This is a genomic window from Actinoalloteichus sp. GBA129-24 (genome assembly GCF_001941645.1).
Classification (GTDB): Bacteria; Actinomycetota; Actinomycetes; order Mycobacteriales; family Pseudonocardiaceae; genus Actinoalloteichus_A; species Actinoalloteichus_A fjordicus.
The window spans coordinates 272,172-290,758 of record NZ_CP016077.1 but is presented as its reverse complement, the minus strand read 5'-3'; the positions used below and the strand labels follow the sequence as shown (position 1 = coordinate 290,758).

General features: G+C 69.9%; 19 protein-coding genes and 1 pseudogene. 12 read left to right on the top strand and 8 right to left on the bottom strand.

All coding sequences use genetic code 11. The features are described 5' to 3' along the window. Positions 1–764 precede the first annotated feature (764 nt). From UA75_RS01315 to UA75_RS01305, 3 genes are read left to right on the top strand one after another with little or no spacing between them, the layout of a single operon-like run. Positions 765–1,697, top strand: a complete 933-nt coding sequence (locus tag UA75_RS01315) for a MurR/RpiR family transcriptional regulator (protein ID WP_075738159.1) — start codon at positions 765–767, stop codon at positions 1,695–1,697. Continuing rightward, positions 1,694–2,632: an N-acetylmuramic acid 6-phosphate etherase gene (gene murQ, locus UA75_RS01310; RefSeq protein WP_075738157.1), complete on the top strand. Its 939-nt coding sequence runs from the start codon at positions 1,694–1,696 to the stop codon at positions 2,630–2,632. Before UA75_RS01315 ends, murQ begins: the two co-directional genes overlap by 4 nt. Positions 2,633–2,643: 11 nt before the next feature. Next, complete coding sequence (locus UA75_RS01305) at positions 2,644–3,435, top strand: carbon-nitrogen hydrolase family protein (RefSeq protein ID WP_075738155.1); 792 nt, start codon at positions 2,644–2,646, stop codon at positions 3,433–3,435. A 170-nt stretch (positions 3,436–3,605) separates the two neighbouring features. Here the strand turns inward: UA75_RS01305 and arfB are convergent, their stop codons facing one another. From arfB to UA75_RS01290, 3 genes are all read right to left on the bottom strand, one after another. Then, entirely contained in the window at positions 3,606–4,031 is a 426-nt protein-coding gene (gene arfB / locus UA75_RS01300; protein WP_075738153.1) for an alternative ribosome rescue aminoacyl-tRNA hydrolase ArfB, read from the bottom strand. A gap of 162 nt (positions 4,032–4,193) precedes the next feature. Beyond that, entirely contained in the window at positions 4,194–6,209 is a 2,016-nt protein-coding gene (acs, locus tag UA75_RS01295) for an acetate--CoA ligase (RefSeq protein ID WP_075738151.1), read from the bottom strand. Positions 6,210–6,399: 190 nt separating this feature from the next. Continuing rightward, positions 6,400–6,678 (bottom strand): hypothetical protein, encoded by a 279-nt coding sequence (locus tag UA75_RS01290; RefSeq protein ID WP_075738149.1) that lies wholly within the window; start codon positions 6,676–6,678, stop codon positions 6,400–6,402. A 130-nt stretch (positions 6,679–6,808) separates the two neighbouring features. On the opposite strand from UA75_RS01290, the gene UA75_RS01285 reads away from it, so the two are divergent. The 3 genes from UA75_RS01285 (at position 6,809) to UA75_RS01275 (ending at position 8,716) form a co-directional block, all read left to right on the top strand. Further along, positions 6,809–7,546: an oxidoreductase gene (locus tag UA75_RS01285; protein ID WP_075738147.1), complete on the top strand. Its 738-nt coding sequence runs from the start codon at positions 6,809–6,811 to the stop codon at positions 7,544–7,546. Between the two features lie 73 nt (positions 7,547–7,619). Then, positions 7,620–8,015 (top strand): YbaB/EbfC family nucleoid-associated protein, encoded by a 396-nt coding sequence (locus UA75_RS01280; RefSeq protein ID WP_075738145.1) that lies wholly within the window; start codon positions 7,620–7,622, stop codon positions 8,013–8,015. Further along, a complete protein-coding gene (locus UA75_RS01275; RefSeq protein WP_075738143.1) occupies positions 8,012–8,716 on the top strand; it encodes a hypothetical protein in 705 nt (234 codons plus the stop codon). Before UA75_RS01280 ends, UA75_RS01275 begins: the two co-directional genes overlap by 4 nt. A 409-nt stretch (positions 8,717–9,125) precedes the next feature. On the opposite strand, the gene UA75_RS01270 is transcribed toward UA75_RS01275, so the two are convergent. Beyond that, a complete protein-coding gene (locus tag UA75_RS01270; protein ID WP_198042897.1) occupies positions 9,126–9,938 on the bottom strand; it encodes a sulfite exporter TauE/SafE family protein in 813 nt (270 codons plus the stop codon). A gap of 314 nt (positions 9,939–10,252) precedes the next feature. On the opposite strand from UA75_RS01270, the gene UA75_RS32405 reads away from it, so the two are divergent. The 3 genes from UA75_RS32405 to UA75_RS01260 all read left to right on the top strand — a co-directional run bounded on the left by UA75_RS32405 (position 10,253) and on the right by UA75_RS01260 (position 12,095). Next, positions 10,253–10,396, top strand: coding sequence for a hypothetical protein (locus UA75_RS32405; protein WP_157433931.1), 144 nt, complete (start codon positions 10,253–10,255; stop codon positions 10,394–10,396). Positions 10,397–10,554: 158 nt separating this feature from the next. Further along, entirely contained in the window at positions 10,555–11,121 is a 567-nt protein-coding gene (locus tag UA75_RS01265) for a phage holin family protein (protein ID WP_075738139.1), read from the top strand. A 14-nt stretch (positions 11,122–11,135) separates the two neighbouring features. Further along, positions 11,136–12,095 (top strand): alpha/beta fold hydrolase, encoded by a 960-nt coding sequence (locus tag UA75_RS01260; RefSeq protein WP_075738138.1) that lies wholly within the window; start codon positions 11,136–11,138, stop codon positions 12,093–12,095. A 33-nt stretch (positions 12,096–12,128) separates the two neighbouring features. On the opposite strand, the gene UA75_RS01255 is transcribed toward UA75_RS01260, so the two are convergent. The 4 genes and pseudogenes from UA75_RS01255 to nth form a co-directional block, all read right to left on the bottom strand. After that, the gene (locus UA75_RS01255) at positions 12,129–13,313 is read right to left on the bottom strand and encodes a MarP family serine protease (protein WP_075738136.1); all 1,185 of its coding nucleotides are present in this window, start codon (positions 13,311–13,313) and stop codon (positions 12,129–12,131) included. Next, on the bottom strand, positions 13,310–14,059 hold the full coding sequence (locus UA75_RS01250; RefSeq protein ID WP_075738134.1) for an NUDIX hydrolase: 750 nt from the start codon (positions 14,057–14,059) through the stop codon (positions 13,310–13,312). The genes UA75_RS01255 and UA75_RS01250 overlap by 4 nt, the downstream gene beginning before the upstream one ends. Continuing rightward, positions 14,059–14,655: a TlpA family protein disulfide reductase gene (locus tag UA75_RS01245; RefSeq protein WP_075738132.1), complete on the bottom strand. Its 597-nt coding sequence runs from the start codon at positions 14,653–14,655 to the stop codon at positions 14,059–14,061. Before UA75_RS01245 ends, UA75_RS01250 begins: the two co-directional genes overlap by 1 nt. A gap of 188 nt (positions 14,656–14,843) precedes the next feature. After that, positions 14,844–15,515: pseudogene (gene nth / locus UA75_RS01240) on the bottom strand (endonuclease III); the annotation flags it as partial. Positions 15,516–15,740: 225 nt separating this feature from the next. On the opposite strand from nth, the gene UA75_RS01235 reads away from it, so the two are divergent. The 3 genes from UA75_RS01235 to UA75_RS01225 all read left to right on the top strand — a co-directional run bounded on the left by UA75_RS01235 (position 15,741) and on the right by UA75_RS01225 (position 18,531). Further along, positions 15,741–15,986, top strand: coding sequence for a hypothetical protein (locus tag UA75_RS01235; protein WP_075743279.1), 246 nt, complete (start codon positions 15,741–15,743; stop codon positions 15,984–15,986). Positions 15,987–16,144: 158 nt separating this feature from the next. Continuing rightward, positions 16,145–16,819: a Crp/Fnr family transcriptional regulator gene (locus UA75_RS01230; protein WP_069845948.1), complete on the top strand. Its 675-nt coding sequence runs from the start codon at positions 16,145–16,147 to the stop codon at positions 16,817–16,819. Positions 16,820–17,211: 392 nt separating this feature from the next. Further along, entirely contained in the window at positions 17,212–18,531 is a 1,320-nt protein-coding gene (locus tag UA75_RS01225) for an MFS transporter (protein WP_075738130.1), read from the top strand. Positions 18,532–18,587 lie beyond the last annotated feature (56 nt).

Here is an 18,587-nt window from a genome sequence, read left to right as displayed (position 1 = left end):
CCCACTCGGACGGGTGACTTCGGGCAGAGGTCTCACCTGCACCAGGCAGTCCGTCCACTTTGCGAGATTCGACCCCGCTGCCCCGTCGGGGCCGGTCCGCGCCATGCCGCGGACGGTGCGTCCGACCGGCACGCCGAGGCCCGCCGGTCTGCAGTGGACCCGGCAGCGAGCGAGGCGAAAGGAGAACCGGCCGACGAGGCCCGGCGGCACGCCGCAGGCCTCCTCCTCACCCCCGCCACCTCCGTCACGACCACCGAAGAGCGTTCGGAGGCGAGTGCCGCCCGAGAGTTCGCGGGACCGTCGATCCACCGGCCACTCGATCGTCCGCGCGTTCTCCACCGGCCGCACACGAGAGATCACCGGACATGCCGCAGAGATCGGGCGCACCCGCGACTCCGCGAACCGATCTCTACCCGGCCCGCTTGGTCGACGTTGGGAACTCTCACACGAAATTCACCCGAGTGGACCCGAATGCGAACCGACCGGTCGAACGACCGGCTTGCCGCTCCGCCTGGCGGTTCCTCGACCCACACGCCCGGAGTCGATCAACGATCTCCGCGAAGGCCCTGCATACGACTGGATAACCAAATGGAAACGGCTGATAACGACACCGGACCCACCCTCGATACCCATGGCGTCGGATCAGCCTCTCGGGGCGGCCGACCTGGGGATGTGGGGAATTCACGCGCTTCGCGGTAACTGACAGGTGACGACATGGACACATGCGTTGACCTGGGCAACGTGCTGTTAGTAAGTTTCCCACCGTGACTAAGCGTTATGCCGAGGGCGCGGCAGCAGAGGGCAGCCCACTGGTTCGCATCAGATCTCTTCTGCCCGGCCTCGCCCGCGCCGAGCAACGGGTGGCCCAGGTGGTCCTGGACAACCCGGCCGACGTGACGCACCGCAGCATCACCGAGGTCGCCGAGGCAGCCGGGACCAGCGAGACCACGGTGACCAGGTTCTGCAAGGCCATCGGCATCCGTGGCTACCCCGAGCTCAGGCTGGCCTTAGCCGCGGAGACCGCACGCACCGCGAGCCGCGACGAACAGCAGCTCGGCGGCGAGATCGGGCCGGAGGACAGCCTGCGGGACGTGATCGACAAGGTCTCCTACGCGGACGCCAGAGCGGTCAAGGAGACCGCAGAGCAGATCGACGTGGCCACCTTGCAGGAGGTGGTGAACGCGGTCGCCCGCGCCTCCAGGGTCGACGTCTACGGCGTCGGCGCAAGTGCCTTCGTCGCGCTCGACCTCCAGCAGAAGCTGCACCGCATCGGACGGACCTGCTTCGCGTGGAGTGACAAGCACATCGCGCTGACCTCGGCAGCCGTCCTCGGCCCGGACGACGTCGCGATCGGCATCTCCCACACGGGATCGACCATCGACGTCGTCGATTCGCTGCGGGTCGCCAGCGCCAGAGGCGCGAAGACGGTCGCGGTCACCAACTACCCGCGGTCCCCCATCGCGGAGGCAGCCGACCACGTGCTGACGACGGCCGCCCGTGAGACGACGTTTCGCTCCGGCGCGATGTCCAGCCGGATCGCCCAGCTGACAGTGATCGACTACCTGTTCATCGGGGTGGCCCAGCAGCACTACGAGACCGCGCAGGAAGCCCTGGAGGTGACCTACGCAGCAGTCGCAGGTCAACGACTGGGAGCTCGACCCGATGGCAGGCGCCGACCGAGGGACGGTAACCGATGAGGACACGAGCGCATCTGAGCTGCATCCGAGTGGACTCCCCCACGGAGTCGCGCAACCCGAACACGCTGGACATCGACCGAGTCTCCTCGCTGGAGGTCCTCCGGCTGATCAATGACGAGGACCGGCTGGTGCCGGCCGCGGTCGCCGAGGTCCTTCCGCAGCTCGCCGACGCGGTGGACCTCGCCGTCCAGGCTCTTCGCGCGGGCGGCCGGGTGCACTACGTCGGCGCGGGGACGTCGGGGCGGCTCGCCGTGCTCGACGCGGCCGAGCTGATCCCGACGTACAACATGCCCTCGGGCTGGTTCGTCGCGCACCAGGCAGGCGGCCCCTCCGCCTTCGTCCACGCAGTGGAAGGTGCGGAGGACGACGTCAACGAGGGGGCGGCGCAGATCCGCCGTCAGGTCGGCGAGAACGACTTCGTGCTCGGTCTGACCGCGTCCGGCCGCACCCCCTTCGTGCTCGGTGCGCTCAGCGCGGCCAGATCCCTCGGAGCATCCACCGGCCTGGTCTCGGCGAACCCGGCGAACGCCGCCGCCGTCGGGATCGCCGCAGACGTGGTGATCGCGGTGAACACCGGGCCGGAGGCGATCGCGGGCTCCACCCGGATGAAGGCGGGCACGGCGCAGAAGCTGATCCTCACCGCGTTCTCCACCGCCGTGATGGTGCGGCTCGGCCGGACCTACTCGAACCTGATGATCAGCATGGTGGCGTCCAACGCGAAGCTGCGAGGCCGAACGCTGACCATCCTGCAAGAGGCCTCCGGCGCGGACGAACTGACCTGCGAGACTGCTCTGGTACAGGCGGCGGGCGAGGTGAAGACCGCACTCGTCACGCTGCTCACCGGAGTCGACGTCGCCGAGGCCAGGACGGCGCTGCTACAGACCGACGGGCATGTCCGGGAGGCACTGACGACGTTGGCGCAGCCCACCAACTGATCGGAGGACCAGTGCGGATCGCACTGAGCCAGCTGACCGCCGACACCGACCCGAAGGTCAATCTCGGGTCGGTTCGCGCGGCGGTGACGGAGGCCGCCGCGCAAGGGGCCCGTGTGGTGCTGTTCCCCGAGGCGACGATGGCGCGCTTCGGCATCCCGCTGGGGCCGGTCGCCGAGCCGCTGGACGGGCCGTGGGCGACGGAGGTGCGCGCCATCGCGAACACGGCCGGGGTGGTGGTGATCGCCGGAATGTTCGTGCCCGCCGACGACGGCAGGGTGCGCAACACGCTGCTGGTCACCGGGCCGGGGATCGACACGGCGTACGACAAGATCCACCTGTTCGATGCGTTCGGCTTCGCCGAGTCGGACACGGTCGCGCCGGGAGAACGGCCGGTCACCTTCACGGTCAACGACGTGGCCTTCGGGGTCGCCACCTGCTATGACCTGCGCTTTCCCGGTCTCTTTCATGCCCTGGCCGACGAGGGCGCCCAGGTCATGCTGGTCGGCGCATCCTGGGGCTGGGGGCCTGGCAAGCGAGAGCAGTGGGAGCTGCTGTGTCGTGCGCGGGCACTGGACTCGACGTCCTGGCTGCTGGCCTGCGGGCAGGCAGACCCGAGCACGACCGGCGAACGACCGGCGGGGCTAGCCCCCACCGGTATCGGCTACAGCAGTCTGGTGTCCCCTTTCGGCGAGATCCGCGAACAGCTCGGCGCCGCACCGGGGCTCCTGGTGACCGAGGTGGACGTCGCTGAGACGGAGCGGGCCAGGGAGACGATTCCGGTCCTGGCGAACCGGCGGTTCTGACCGGCCGTCGGCCCACGACGGCGTGGTCGCAGCGCAGCGGGGCCAGAACGGAGCGTCCTCCCCGCAGGGCTCGACGCAGGTCGGTCACGCAGCGGCGCGGTACTCCGCCAGGCGCTGCGAGGTGTCGTCCCAGTCGGCGGCCCGCCCGAGCAGGCCCGTCCGAGCCGGTCTCAGTCCTCGACGCTGCGTCGGAGCCGCTTGACGTCGCCTCGCCGCTTCTTCTCATCCACGCGCCGTCGCTTCGAGCCACGCGAGGGCCTCGTCGGCCGCCGACTCGGCGGGTCGGGGGCGACGGCGTCGCGCAGGGTCATGGCCAGCCGGGCCATGGCCGCCTCGCGATTGCGCAGTTGAGAGCGGTGCTCTGAGGCGGTGATCGTGATGACGCCGTCGACGAGCCTGCCTGCGAGGCGGTCGAGGGCCCGTGCCTGACGAGGCGGGCTGAACACCGTCGTCGCGGCGAGGTCGAAGGACAGCTCCACCCTGGAGTCGGTGGTGTTGACGCCCTGCCCGCCGGGGCCGCTAGATCGGGAGAACCGCCAGCGCAGCTCGGCGGCCGGGATGGCCGTCGAGCCGACGATGGGCAGGTCCTCGTTCATGTCTCCAGCATCCCCCATCGCGAGCCGTCCGTCACCCGAGTTACCGCACGGACGGCCGCACCGCAGGCCCGGACCCGCTTCGGCGCGGACCCGCGGAGAGGGCGCCCCAGCCTGGCACCCGGCCGGGCAGGCACGCCCTCCACCGACGAGACGACCCGGTGATCAGCCCTCGTCGCCGGGCTTGGCCAGCCCCGAGGAGATCAGCTTCATCACCGACGAGTCCTGGAGGGTCGTCACGTCGCCCAGCTCGCGATTCTCGGCAACGTCGCGCAGCAGCCTCCGCATGATCTTCCCGGAGCGCGTCTTGGGCAGCTCGGGAACGACCAGGATCTGCCGAGGCTTGGCGATCGGGCCGATCTCCTTCGCGACGTGGTCCCGGAGCTGCTTGACCAGCGCGGCTCCCTCATCCGCCGAGTCGGCATCGCCGCCTCGGAGGATCACGAACGCCACGATCCCCTGACCGGTGGTGGCGTCGGCCGCGCCGACGACCGCCGCCTCCGCGACCGAGGAATGCGAGACCAGCGCCGACTCGACCTCGGTGGTGGAGATTCGGTGCCCCGACACGTTCATCACGTCGTCCACCCGGCCCAACAGCCAGATCGCACCGTCGGAGTCGTACTTGGCGCCGTCGCCTGCGAAGTAGATCGGGCCGGACTCGTCACGGAAGCGCGACCAGTAGGTGTCGCGGAACCGCTGCTCGTCCCCCCAGATACCCCGCAGCATCCCCGGCCACGGCTGATCCAGGACCAGGTATCCCCCGCCGCCCCTGCTGACCTCGGCGCCGTTCTCGTCGACGATCTTCGCCGAGATGCCGGGCAGCACGCCCATCGCCGACCCTGGCTTGGCGGCTGTGACGCCGGGCAGCGGCGAGATCATGATGCCGCCCGTCTCGGTCTGCCACCAGGTGTCGACGACCGGGGTCGCGGCGGCGCCGATGTGCTCCCGGTACCACATCCAGGCCTCGGGGTTGATCGGCTCGCCGACACTGCCGAGCAGGCGCAGCGAGGAGAGGTCGTGCTTGGCCGGGATCTCGCTCCCCCACTTCATGAAGGTGCGGATCGTGGTGGGCGCCGTGTAAAGGATGGAGACCCGATAACGCTGAACGATCTCCCACCAGCGGCCCTCGTGCGGCGTGTTGGGAGTCCCCTCGTACATCACCGAGGTCGCCCGGTTCGCCAGCGGTCCATAGACGATGTAGGAGTGGCCGGTCACCCAGCCCACGTCCGCGCCGCACCAGTAGACGTCCGTGTCCGGCTTAAGGTCGAACACGGCATGGTGGGTGTATGCCGCCTGGGTGAGGTAGCCGCCGGAGGTGTGCAGGATGCCCTTGGGCTTCCCCGTGGTTCCCGAGGTGTAGAGGATGAAGAGCGGATGCTCGGCGTCGAAGGCCTCCGGCGTGTGCTCCTCGGACTGTCCGTCGACGAGGTCGTGCCACCACACGTCGCGGCTGTCGTCCCAGTCGACCTCATTGCCGGTGCGGCGGACCACCAGGACGTTGCGGACGGAGTCGGCGTCACGCACCGCCGTGTCCACGTTCTCCTTCAGGCCGAGCACCTTGCCGCGTCGATTCTGGCCGTCGCTGGTGATCACCAGCGACGCCTCGGCGTCGTCGATCCTGGTGCGCAGCGCCTCGGCGGAGAAACCGCCGAACACCACGCTGTGGGTGAGCCCCAGCCGGGCGCAGGCCAGCATCGCGAAGACGGCCTCGGGGATCATCGGCAGATAGATCGCGACCCGGTCGCCTGCGGAGAGGCCGAGCGAGATCAGGGCGTTGGCGGTCTTGGCGACCTCGCGCCGCAGGTCGGCGTAGGTGATCGTCCGCGTGTCGCCGGGCTCCCCCTCCCAATGGATCGCGACCTGGTCGCCGTGCCCGGCCTCCACATGCCGGTCGACGCAGTTGTAGGCGACGTTCAGCCTTCCGCCGACGAACCACTTCGCGAAGGGCGCGTTCGACCAGTCGAGGACCTGCGTCCACCTGGTGTCCCAGTGCAGTCGTTCGGCCTGGACGCCCCAGAACGCCTCCCGGTCGGCCGACGCCTCGTCGTACAGGGCCTGAGTCGCGTTGGCGGCGAGTGCGAACTCCTCGCTGGGCGGGAACGTCCTGTTCTCGCTGAGCAGGTTGTCCAGGGTTGCGGCGCTGCTGGGCCCGGACTCGGCAGCACCGGTCTGCTGGGTCATCGCGAAGGACCTCCCTGAGTGATCGAACGAACATCTGTTGGTGCTGACCGTAGACCGAACGCGGCTTTCGGGACAGGACAAGTACCCAGAGGTCCAGACCAGTGCCCCGCTGCACGCTGATCTGCCGGACTGGTGCGCGACACCCGCTCCGCCGGATCGACACGGCGGTGGGCCCACGAAGACAGGCAGCTCAGGACGGTTCCGGCTCGGCTCGACGGAAGTCGTCGACGTGATCGCGCGCCTGGTCGGCGAAGGTGTGGGCGGGGCGGCCGGTGACCTCCTCGGCGGTGGCCATGTCGACCGAGGAGGCTGCCTCCTCCGCCGCCGCCTCCCAGGCGTCGGGGTCGGCCGCACTCCCGGAGTAGTCCGCGAATCCGAGCAGCTTGTCGGCGTTCTCGGCGGCGAACCCGCCCTGGGCGCGATTAGCCTCCCGCGCCTCGTGCGCCGTCACGACCTCGAGACGGATCACGGCGGGCGGTGGAGAAGCGCCCCGACGACGACCGGTCACGCCCGCACAGGGCGGGAGCCCGGTCCGATCCGACACCGACGATGTGCCCATACCGTTCGACGCTCTCGGCCGGTGAGTACTGTCCGCGCCCGTGGACGATCCTCTAGGACCTCTGCTCGATCTGCCCGGAGTCGCCGAGTCGGTCTCGGCCGCGCGGGAGGCCGTCGATGCGGTGCACGCGCATCCGGCCAACCGGCGCGGGTGGCCCGTCTCCGCGGCCGAGGCCTCCGTCCGGGCCGCCCGCGCCTCGGCCGCGATCGACGGCGCTGACGTCGACCTGCCCGCCGAGGGCCCGGTGAGCGATCCGATGACCGCGGGCTCGCTTCGGGTCGCCGAGTCGATCGGGATGTTGTTGGGCACCTGGCAGCGCGCCCCGTTGCAGGCGTTGGCGCGACTGCATCTGCTCGCCGCCGCCGACCTGGTTCCGGCCGAGCGTGCGGACCTCCTCGGCAGGCCGCGTGCCGACCCGTCGGTCTCGGCGCGGTTCGACCTGCTCGCCACGCTGGTCACCGGCGGCACCTCGGTCCCGGGCCCCGTCCTGGTGTCCATCGTGCACGGTGAGCTGCTGACCCTCAGTGCCTTCGGCACCGCTGACGGCATCGTCGCCAGGGCGGCCGCCCGACTCACCGCGATCGGCACCGGCCTGGACCCCAAGGGGCTGGGCGTGCCGGAGGTCGCTCACCTACGCAGGCTGTCCGAGTATCGGGCGGCGGCTCTCGGCTTCGCCAGCGGCGAGCCCGGCGGCATCGCGGCATGGATCAAGCACTGCTGCGCCGCGATCGAGGCGGGTGCACGCGAAGGGAAGTCGATCGCGGAGGCGCAGGGCTGAATCCTCCAACCGAGGAACCGATCCGAGCTCAGCTCCGTCACAGGCTGAACAGGACTCGGTACCCGATGCGACTTTGGAACAGGCCAGAGCGAAAGCCGACGACGTCACGGATCACATCGGTCCGGTGGCAGGCACCGCGAGTTCACCGGACGGCACGGTGACCGTCCGAGTGAACCCGAGCGGCAGCCTGCTGGATCTCCGACTGACCGACGCTGTCCGAGGCCAGGATCCGCGCAGCCTCTCCGCCGCGATCCTCGACTGTGCCCGACGGGCTCAGCGGGCGCGGCGGGGCAAGGTCGTCGAGGTCATGCAGGATGTTTTCGGCGAGGGCGAGACCCTGGACTTCGTCAAGTCTCAGCTCCCGCAGGGATACGCGGGCGACGGTACAGACGAGCAGGCGGGAGGGCCGCCGAAATCCTCGGGGGACGATGACGAGGACTTCGGCGGCTCCTTCCTGAGGCGATCATGAGCGAGGCATTCGACGCCGAGCCGGAGCTCATCCGCGCCCATGCAGGCAAGATCCTCGACCTCGCGACTCGTATGGACACAGCCGATGGCGCCGCCGATGAGACGCTGGACAACAACGCGTTCGGGATTTTCGGGCAGTTCCTCGCCATCGGCCGCGTCGCACAGGGAGCCCTGGTCAAGGGGGTCCTCAGCATCAGCGCAGGAACCGTTCACCTCGGCAAGGACGCACTCGACGCCACCGCGTCCACCTACGAGGGCATCGAGCAGGTCGGCGCTGCGGCGGCGGGCATGGCGGGCGCCGTGCAGGGCGCAGGCGTCGTGGTGGGCGCGGTGCGCGGCATCGTGCGTGATCTGATCGCCCAGGTCTGCGGCGACATCGCCGAAGCCTTCGTCAAGTGGGGGATCGCCGCTCTGCTCACGGCGGGCATCGCCGTCGGCGGGATGATCGCCGACGGAGTCCGCATCGCATTGAAGTGGGCCGACAAGGTCCGGGAGTGGATGGACAAGCTGGGGACAGCGCTGTCCAATCTGCTCACGCGACTGGACGAGCTCGGCAGCGGCACGCACCAGATCGGCACGCAGATCGGGAGCTTCTTCCAGAACGCCCAGGCACCGGGGAATGCGACGTTCTCCGACGTCAGCCCGCAGCCGACGATCAACAGTTCCCGGGGACGACTACGGAGCGATCAAGGGCGGCTATGAGGGGCTCAAGGAGGTCGCGAAGCGAACGGAGAGCGCTGAGGCAGATCGGCGTCTGAAGGAGAAGATCGAGAAGATCAACGCGGAGAGGCAGGAGCGTCGACGTCGACAGCGTGCGGAGCGAGACGCCGCGCGACGACCACGGTCGTGAGCGGCCAGGTCACGGCACCTGGCGAGCCACACCTCTGGTGGATTCGAGTCGGGGCGCCGGTGGCCCGGCCTCATCGAAACCGATCCGGCCCGAATCGGCACGTCTGACGACACAACACGGTGCGCCGTCCCGATCGGCGCGCATGGCGCACTGCGCCTGCGGGCGGATGCACAGCGGCCGGTCCGCCTCGCAAGGCCTGCCGATCCTGCGCCGGGGAGCGTCGATCCGCGCACGACGTCGGCCGCGCGCCGGTTCCCACGATCAGCCGCGCCGTCGCAGCAGCCGCCGGATGTCCTGCCACACCGTGCGCACCGCGACGAAGACCAGCAACAGCCCGAACAGCACGTCGGACAGCAGCGGGTTCATCACGACCGACCACTGCGTGGTGGCCAGCGTCGCGAGGATTCCGGAGCAGCCGATCCACATGGCGTCGCGCAGCGAGCCGTTGCCGTGCCGCAGGTTGCGCCAGCCGCCCAGGATCGACGTCGGCAGGATGACCAGCAGCGAGGTTCCCTTGGCCAGGGCGGCGGGTATGCCGAAGCCGATCTGCATGACCGGGACCATCACCGCACCACCACCGATCCCCGCCAGCGCGGCGATCACGCCGATCAGCACCCCGACGGGCAGCAGCAGCGCAAGTCGCCACCACTCGTGCGACACGACGCCCGTCGAGACGCCGGGGTCGATCAGCATCCGCAGTGCGGTCGCGACGGCGATGAGTGCGAAGAACCAACGCAGCCAGGCCAACGGCATCTTGGTGAGCAGGAACGCCCCGAGCCAGGCACCGACCATCGAGCCCGCCGCCAGCGGCAGCGCGATGCGCAGATCGACCTGTCCGTGTGCGGAATAGCCGATCACCCCCGCCACCGCGAGCGGGCCGAGCGCGAGCAGCGAGGTCGCCACCGCGTACCGCTGATCTCGCCCGCACCAGGCCACCAGGGCAGGCACGATCGCCACCCCGCCGCCGATGCCGAACAGACCCGACAGCGCGCCTGCGATGAGCCCGATGACGACCAGGATCGGCCATCGGGCCAGGCCGGGTTGGGCGGCGGTCTCCTCATTCTGCTGTGACACGCCAGCAACATACGCCGGTCGTCTGCCCCGATCCTCGCCTCGATGACGCACGCCACGCGGCTGATCACCGGATGGGCGAGGACGAGCGCGCCGAGGGCAGGACCAGTACGGACGGCGACGACGCGCGAGGACACGCCCGGCCGAGACCGCGTAGATCACCCGAGTGTTCGGTCCACGGTCGACGGTTAAGGTGACCAGCGGCGCGCCACGGCGTCCGTCGATCGACCGACTTCTGGTCGGCACCACCGGCTTCTCCTGGCCCGCCGTCAAACCGGGCATCGCCGCAGCATCGAGTCGGGCTGCGCTGGGCCGACGTGAGCGCCATGTCCCTGTTCGGCGTGGCCCTGTTGACGGCGGAGCCGGCGTCGGCCGACGCGCAGGCCGAACGCGCGAAGGCGTCGGTGCTGATCGCCGCGAGGCTCGCCGCCGTGGCCTCGGCCGTCGTGCTGCGGTGGTGAGTCCGCCGTTACCGGCGCCTCGACGAGGCGCGCGCGGTCACTCCCGCTGCACTCGGCACAGGATGATCGGCCCTGATCACGGCCGGACGACCGAGTAGATCGACGCGATTGTCCCGTGTCATCACGGCAGGCGGTCGGCTCCATGGGACGATGGCTCGGTGAGCAGCGCAGGGCACGACCCCAAGAGACACCAGGACTGGGAGGGCCTGCCGCCCATCCCCTCCATCCCGCTGTCGGAGGAGAATCAGACCCACGCGGGCCCAGGTGACCGCTCGCTGGGCGGCCTGGTCCGTGAGGCCAGTGTGCACCTCTCCACCCTGATCAGGGCCGAGGTCGAACTGGCGAGGCAGGAGATCTCGGCCGAGGTGCGCAAGGGGCTGCGCGGCAGCGTCTTCTTCATCCTCGCGCTGACCGTGCTGGCCTTCAGCTCGTTCTTCCTGTTCTTCACCGCTGCGGAGCTGCTGTCCGTCTGGCTGCCCCGCTGGGCGGGCTTCGGCATCGTGTTCCTGCTGATGCTGTTGGCGGCGGGCGCACTCGCCTTCCTCGGCTTCCGTAAGGTCCGCGGCATTCGCAAGCCGGAGCGCACCATCAATTCCGTCCGCGACACCGCATCCGCACTGCGTCCCGGCCGGAACGACCCGATGGACTCCGGAGACGGGCCGGGCTCGACGGGTCCCGACGTCCAGGACCACCTGGGCGGGCGCCGACCCGAGTCGGTCCGCTGAGCGTCCGCAATCCGGTGCGCCCGCTCCCGGATCCCTCGACCACCCGCGTCAGCGGACCGTGGACGCACCACGACGTCTCGGCGAACGGAATCTCGCTGCACATCGCCTCGGCGGGCGAGGGCCCGTTGGTGCTGTTCGTCCACGGCTTTCCGGAGTTCTGGTGGTCATGGCGCGGCCAACTGCTCGCGCTGGCCGACGCCGGATTCCGCGCGGTCGCGGTCGATCTTCGCGGTTACGGAGACTCGGACAAACCGCCGAGGGGCTACGACGGCTGGACGCTGGCAGGCGACCTCGCAGGCCTGATCAAGGCCATGGGTGAGCGACGTGCCGCCCTGGTCGGACACGGTTGGGGCGGCCTGCTCGCCTGGACGACGGCGGCACTGCATCCTCGGCTCGTGAGTTCGCTGAGCGTCCTGTCGGCGCCGCATCCGCTGGCACTGCGCCGCGCGCTGGCGCTCGGCCTCACCCGGCCGTGGCGGCAGGCCGAACGGGCTCAGCTCACCGCCGCAGGCCATCTCTTCCGCGCCCAGCTCCCGACCCTGCCGGAGGCCTGGCTGACCAAGGACGGCGCGGCGACCGTCGAGCGACTGATTCGCTCCTGGTCTGGTCCGAAGTGGCAGACGGCACCCGAGTTCGAGGAGGTCGTCCGCCGCAATCGGGCCGCGATGCTCGTTCCCGGCGCGGCGCATTCGGCGCTGGAGTACTACCGCTGGGCCGTGCGCTCCCAGCTGCGCGGCGAGGGCGGCCGGTTCGCCGAGGCGGTGGACCGCAGGCTGCCGGTCCCCGTCCTCCGTGTGCAGGGCAGGCTCGACCCGTGGATGCGGGCGAGCACGTCAGCCGCCTCGACCGCCTGGACCGGGCCCAACTCGATCTACCGCGAGCTGCCCGAGGTGGGACATTTCCCCCACCAGGAGGCACCGCACGCCACGAACCGCCTGCTGATCAAATTCCTGACCGGCGAACTGCACGACTGACCGGCCCGGGATCCCGGCGCCGACGACGGTGGGCTACGAGGAGCAGCCCCCCGTGTCGACGGGCCGGGTCAGCCCCGGCGCTGCGGCGACCTCGTCGGCGATCTCCTCGTTGGTGAGGACGAACCCGGTCTCCTCGTCATCGACGGCCGCACCGAAGACCATCCCGAGCACCCGGCCATCGACGTCGATGAGCGGTCCGCCCGAGTTGCCGCTGCGGACATCGGAACGCACCGTGTAGACCTCGCGGGTGACGGTCGTGCTGTCGTAGATGTCGGGGCCACGCAGGTTGAAGAGCTGCCGGACCCGAGCTGCGGACGCCCGATAATCCCCGCCGAGCGGATAGCCGAGCACGATGCCGTTGTCCTCGGCGGCCGCAGGTGCCTCGACGAACTCCAGCGGAGTCCCGAAGAAGTCGGGCACGTCGAGCACCGCGATGTCGCTCTCCGGGTCGTACAGGACGACGGTCGCGGGCAGCCGGGCCTCCCCGACCTCGATGGAGACCTGCTCGGCGCCTGCCACGACGTGCGCGTTGGTCATCACCCGCTGCGGGGCCACCACGAATCCGGAGCCGTTGAGCACCCGAGAGCAGGACGACGCCGTGCCGTGGACCTTCACCACGCTCTCCCGCACGGTCTGCACGGTCCGGCTGTTCTGCAACGCCGGGTCGGGCGGTTCCACCTGCGCGACGGGAGTCCGGGAGAACGGTTCGAGGACGCCGGGGAAGCCGGAGCCGTCGAGCAGTCTCCGCAGCTCGTCAGGCAGCGCGCGGGCGGCGGGCGGCATCACGGCGTCGACGGCGCCGAGCACCCTCGATTGGTTGACGGCGCCCGCGAGCCACGGCACGGTGCCCGCCGAGGTCAACGGGAGCGCGATCAGCCAGGTGACGACGAAGACCGCCAGCCCCTGCACCACGCCCCCGAGCACGTTGTCCACCCAGCTCAGCTTCGGCGAGGTCATCCGCCTCTTGATGGACCGGCCAAGGTAGACGCCGAGGACCTCGCCGAGCACGACCAGCCCGAGCACCACGGCCAGGCCCACGAGCAGCCTGGCGTTGGGCGCGTCGACCAGATCGGCCAGGGCGGGAGCCAGGAGCACGCCGCCGACGGCGCCGAGGATCACCCCGGCGAAGGCGCAGACCGCGACGACCATGCCGTGTCGGACGCCGGACACGGCCGCGAGCACCGCCATCAGGATGACGGCGGCGTCGATCCAGTTCACCAGACCCCCTCGCCGTCCGGTGTCGGGCCCGCGTCCACCTCGCGCCAGGCGTCCGCGAGATCACGGACATCGGTGGCATCCCAGGGCTCGGCCCAGCCGCCCAGGGACAACAGGCTCGACAGGAGCCCTGCGGTGAAGCCCCAGACGAGCATTCCCGGAACCAGGAAGGCCGGCCCGACGTAGCCGGAGGGATGCCGCACCTGGAAGCGATTGGTGGAGTCGGCGAGGTGACCGAGGGGGACTCTGGCCACCGCCGAGGTCTCACCGAAGTCGACCGGCGCCACCGGCGAGGGCTGTGACCAGTGGGCCAGCACGGGCGTGACCAGGAATTTCGAGCGGGGAACGTACAGCTCCGGGAGCAGGGCGACCGGGGTGATGCCCTGACGCAGAACGCCGACCTCCTCCGCCGCCTCCCGCAGCGCCACCTCGACGGGACCGTTGTCCGACGGCTCGGCCACTCCGCCGGGGAAGCCGACCTGTCCGGGGTGATGGGTCAGGCCGTCGGCTCGGCGAAGGAGCAGCACGTCGGGCCCGGTGCCGGGGCCCGCGCCGTCCTCGCCGAACAGGACCAGCACCGAGGCAGGCCGTGGGCTGTCCTCGCTGGGCGGCGGCACCGAGGCCAGCATGGCGGGATCCACGCGTCCGCTGGAGGCGATCAACCTGCTCAACCAGCCAGGACCCTGCGCAGGATCCACCAGCGGCCCACCACGCCTGGACTGGGTGCGTCCCCGACCTTCCTGAGTCATCAACTCTGCTCCAGATAACGCGCCACGGCTTGCCGCGCCTGTTCGGTGTCCTCGAACGGCGCGGGCGGATGTACCGGATGGATGGCGCCCGCCTCATCCACCACATAGTTCGCAGGCATCACCGGCGCGCGCAGCGCCCGGATCGCCAGATCGTTCGCATCGTGCACCGAGGGCAGTTCGGCGCCGAGTTCGGCCAGGAGATCGCGGCCGGCGTCGAGATCGCTACTCCGTTGGATGCCGAGTACCGGGATGGCATCGGGCTCCTGGGCGTACTCGGCCAGCACCGGCAGTTCCTCCAGGCAGGGCGCACACCACGTCGCCCACACGTTTAACAGCACCGGTCCCTCGGCCACCAGCTCGCCGAGATCCTGCGTCGTGCCGTCCGCGAGATCGGTGACCTCGATCCCGCTCAGGTCGGCGGCTCGCACCGCAGTGGGCGGCTCCTGATCGAACTGGTCGGCGGAGCCGCCTGCGTCCTGTGCCTGTCGATCGGGGTTCGCGGCCGGGCCGAAGCCCTCGTCGCGGGGCCACAGCGCGACCACACCCGCCACCGCGAGCGCCAGTACCAGGATCGACCACCGGATGTTCGCATTCATCGCTGGTCACCGGTCGGGTCCGGGTCCTCGGCCCCCGTCGGTTCGCCGGTACCTGTCGTTCGCGCGGGCCCAGGCCCGGAGTCTGTCGCAGGCGTCTCCGCCGCAGGCTCCCTCGCGGGCGATGCCGCCGCAGGCTCGACGGGTTTCGCGGAGGTCGCGGCCTCCTCGACCGACGCGTCGCCCAACCCGGCCAGCCGAAGCAGGTGGGGCGCCTCGACCCCCTTGACCAGGCGCGCGGCCTGCTCCGGCTCGACAGTGCCGACTCCGAAAGACGGACAGGATCGGGCGAGCAGGCAGGCGCCGCAGGCGGGTCGACGGGAATGGCAGACCCGGCGTCCGTGGAAGATCACCCGGTGGGAGAGCATCGTCCACTCGCGTCGAGGGATCAGCTCGCCGATCGCGTGCTCGATCTTCACCGGGTCGGTGAGGGTGGTCCAGCCCCAGCGCTGCACCAGCCTGCTGAAGTGGGTGTCCACCGTGATTCCAGGCACGTCGAAGGCGTTGCCGAGGATCACGTTCGCGGTCTTGCGCCCGATGCCGGGGAGCCGGACCAGCTCTGCCAACGTCGACGGCAGCTCGCCGTCGAAACGTTCGACCAACGCGGTACCGAGCCCGATCAACGAGGTCGTCTTGTTACGGAAGAAGCCGGTCGGCCGGAGGATCTCCTCCAGCTCCGCTCGATCGGCGCCCGCGTAGGCGGCAGCATCGGGATAGGCCGCGAACAGGGTCGGCGTCACCTCGTTCACGCGCCGATCGGTGCACTGAGCGGAGAGGATGGTGGCGGCGGCCAGCTCGAGCGGGGTACGGAAGTCCAGTTCGCAATGCGCGTCCGGGTAGGCCTCGGCCAGCGAGCGGTTCATCCGGCGAGCCCGCCGAACGAGCGCGAGGCGACTCTCGGGCGCCCGACCTCCCGACCCGGCGACGGGCTGAGCGCGGGAAGCACTGGTCTGCACGCCCACAGCCTACGGGCGGGGTCGGCTGCCATGTCCTGCCTCCACCATCCGGGGGCAAAACCATCACCCACTGGCGGGTTCGGCGGACCCCGAACGACGCCACCCAGCGTGATGAGTCACTATCGAAACATCATGACTGCCTGGTTCGTCATCGCCGTTCCGCTCGTGATCATGTTCTTCGCGCTCTTCATGGAGCGCGTCGAATCCGGCATCCGAAACGTCTCGGTCCGTGAGGACGACGTGGAGGAGCTCCTGGACAACGCCCGTCCCGACGAGGTTCGCGCCCTGGCAGGCCAGGGGATCGGCCGCGCACTCGAACTCTTCCGACTCCGCAGGAAGGGCCGTTCCGGCAGGCTCAAGGCCCGCAGGCCCCGCTGACTCCAAGACCCGGCCGCCGCGCACTACAGACCGCAGGTAACGCGGTCTCTGTTACCGCGCAGTTAGACTGCACGGAGCGATCGGCGGCACCAGGCTGGCACTCGTAACGGAGAGTGTCCGCCTTGCGGTGACCGCCGCGTCTCGACAGGAGGGACGAGGTGGACGAGACCCTGGCCCGTGCGGGCATCTTCCAGGGTGTTGAGCCTGGAGCCGTGGAGGCTCTCACTCAGACGCTGGAGCCGGTGGAGTTCTCCCGTAGCCACGTCATCTTCACTGAGGGTGAGCCAGGCGACCGGCTTTACATCATCCAGTCCGGCAAAGTGAAGGTCGGCAGGAAATCGCCGGATGGCAGAGAGAACCTGCTCGCCATCATGGGTCCCTCAGACATGTTCGGAGAGTTGTCGATCTTCGATCCAGGTCCGAGGACGTCCACGGCGACCACTGTCACCGAGGTGCGGGCGCTGAGCATGGACCGACCCGCGCTGCGGGAATGGATCAGCAAGCGGCCGGAGATCGCCGAGCAGTTGCTGCGTGTGCTGGCCAGAAGGCTACGCAGGACCAACAACATGCTCGCCGACCTCATCTTCACCGACGTGCCAGGCCGGGTGGCCAAGGCGCTGCTGCAACTCGCACAGCGCTTCGGCAGCCAGGAGGCAGGGCTGCTGCGGGTGACCCATGACCTGACCCAGGAGGAGATCGCCCAGTTCGTGGGCGCCTCGCGGGAGACGGTGAACAAGGCCTTGGCCGACTTCGCGCACCGTGGATGGCTGCGCCTGGAAGGCAAGAGCGTGTTGATCCTGGACCCGGAGCGGCTGGCTCGACGAGCACGGTAGGCGACGAGAGAACCAGAGAAGAACGGAAGGACCGGGCGCCACCCCCGACGTGGCGCACCGGTCCTTCCGTTCTCTGGCGTAGCCCGTCCCCCGACGAGCCACGCTCCCCCACCCTCCGGCGACGGCCCCGATCCGTTTCGGCCGAAGGAAGGTCCCTACAGAGGAGATCCTGCCGTAGACGCGAGAGCGGGCTCTCACGAGGTCCGGATGTCTTCTTTCTCAGAAGACGTGAAAACCCGGTCAGACGTTGCGTCCGAGGGAGAGAAAATCCGGGGAGTGTTATCGATTCGAGACTTTGAGCACGGCTGGGCCGTCAGCCTACCGCTGTTCGTGACTGAACACACCTCGTTATTTACTGGTACGTTCGTACCATATTGCGGCACACTAGGCAGGTGTCCGATGCAGCCAGCCTTGCCGACTACCGGAGCGCACTGACCACCCCCGGAGCCACGGGTCCGGTGATCGCCGCGCTCTTCGGCAGGCTGCCGATCGCCATGGTCGGCATCTCGCTGCTGCTCTACACCCAGAGTCAGACCGGTTCGTTCGCCACGGCAGGACTCGTCTCCGGCGCGGCGTTGATCGGCGTGGCGATGGGCTCCGTCGCGCAGGGCCGGATCGTCGACCGCTTCGGTCCCACCCGGCCCCTCTTCGTCTTCTCGACGGTGTTCGCCGCTCTGGCGGTACTGGAGGTGGCCGCGATCGAGCTGCGGGCCCCGGTCCCGACGCTCGTCGGATGCGCCCTCGCACTCGGGCTCAGCCAGCCGCAGGTCGGCAGCGCCTCGCGCGCCCTGTGGCATCGGCTGCTGCCGCCCGGTCCCGCGCGCACCGCCGCCTACTCGTACGAGGCGATCAGCATGGAGGTCTTCTTCATCCTCGGTCCGGGCCTGGCGGGACTGTTCGTCACCGCGCCGTGGCCGGGCACCGGGCTGGTCATCGGCGTCGCCACGCAGTTTTTGGGCTCCGTCGCCTTCGCCATGACGCGCACCGTGCGTGCCTGGGGCAGCCGCGAGACCGCACCCGCGCACAGCGGCGGCCTGCTCGGGGCGTTCGCCCGCCCTGCGGTGCGGACCGTCGCACTCACCGCCCTCGGCTTCGGGCTGGTGATCGGCTTCATCGAGGTCGCCGTCCCGGCCTCGGCGACCGCAGCAGGACATCCCGGCGTCGGCGGCCTGCTCCTCAGCCTCTGGTCGGTCAGCTCGGTCCTGTTCGGAGTGCTGTACGGCATGCGCCCGTGGCCGCGCCCGCTGTATCTCCGGCTGCCCGTCCTGCTGGGCGGCTTCGCGCTGTTGAGCGCGCTGCTCGCGATCCCGACATCACTGATCGGGCTGGCCATGGTGATGGTCCTGGTCGGCACCCTGATCACGCCGCAGTCGACCGCGCATTCGCTGGCGATCGAGGCGGCGGCCCCGCCCGGCGCCGCCGCAGAGGCGTTCGGCTGGGTCATCACCTCCGTCACGCTGGGGCTGGCGATCGGCCAGAGCATCAGCGGCGCCCTGGTGGAGAGCGCGGGTCCGCCCGTCGCCTTCCTCTGTGCCTCGGCCGCAGGCGTGGTGATCGCGCTGATCGTCTGGCTGCTCCGCCACACGGTCTCGGGCAGGCCGCCCGAACGACAGGGGACGACGGTGGTCACCGCCACCCCGAGACCCGGTCAGGCGGCGGGCGCCGGTGCGCCGGACGCCGACCCGAGTGCCTCGGCGCCGCAGTCCGTCTGATCCCGACATCCCCTCGGCGGTTCTCGGCGCACTCGGTCCTCAGGCAGACTCGATCC

Excerpts from the sequence above, each read along its gene's own strand:
- murQ (WP_075738157.1), top strand. The coding sequence starts at position 1,694 with ATGAGGACACGAGCGCATCTGAGCTGCATCCGAGTGGACTCCCCCACG.
- arfB (WP_075738153.1), bottom strand. The coding sequence starts at position 4,031 with ATGAACGAGGACCTGCCCATCGTCGGCTCGACGGCCATCCCGGCCGCC.
- acs (WP_075738151.1), bottom strand. The coding sequence starts at position 6,209 with ATGACCCAGCAGACCGGTGCTGCCGAGTCCGGGCCCAGCAGCGCCGCA.
- UA75_RS01275 (WP_075738143.1), top strand. The coding sequence starts at position 8,012 with ATGAGCGAGGCATTCGACGCCGAGCCGGAGCTCATCCGCGCCCATGCA.
- UA75_RS01250 (WP_075738134.1), bottom strand. The coding sequence starts at position 14,059 with ATGACTCAGGAAGGTCGGGGACGCACCCAGTCCAGGCGTGGTGGGCCG.
- UA75_RS01245 (WP_075738132.1), bottom strand. The coding sequence starts at position 14,655 with ATGAATGCGAACATCCGGTGGTCGATCCTGGTACTGGCGCTCGCGGTG.
- UA75_RS01235 (WP_075743279.1), top strand. The coding sequence starts at position 15,741 with ATGACTGCCTGGTTCGTCATCGCCGTTCCGCTCGTGATCATGTTCTTC.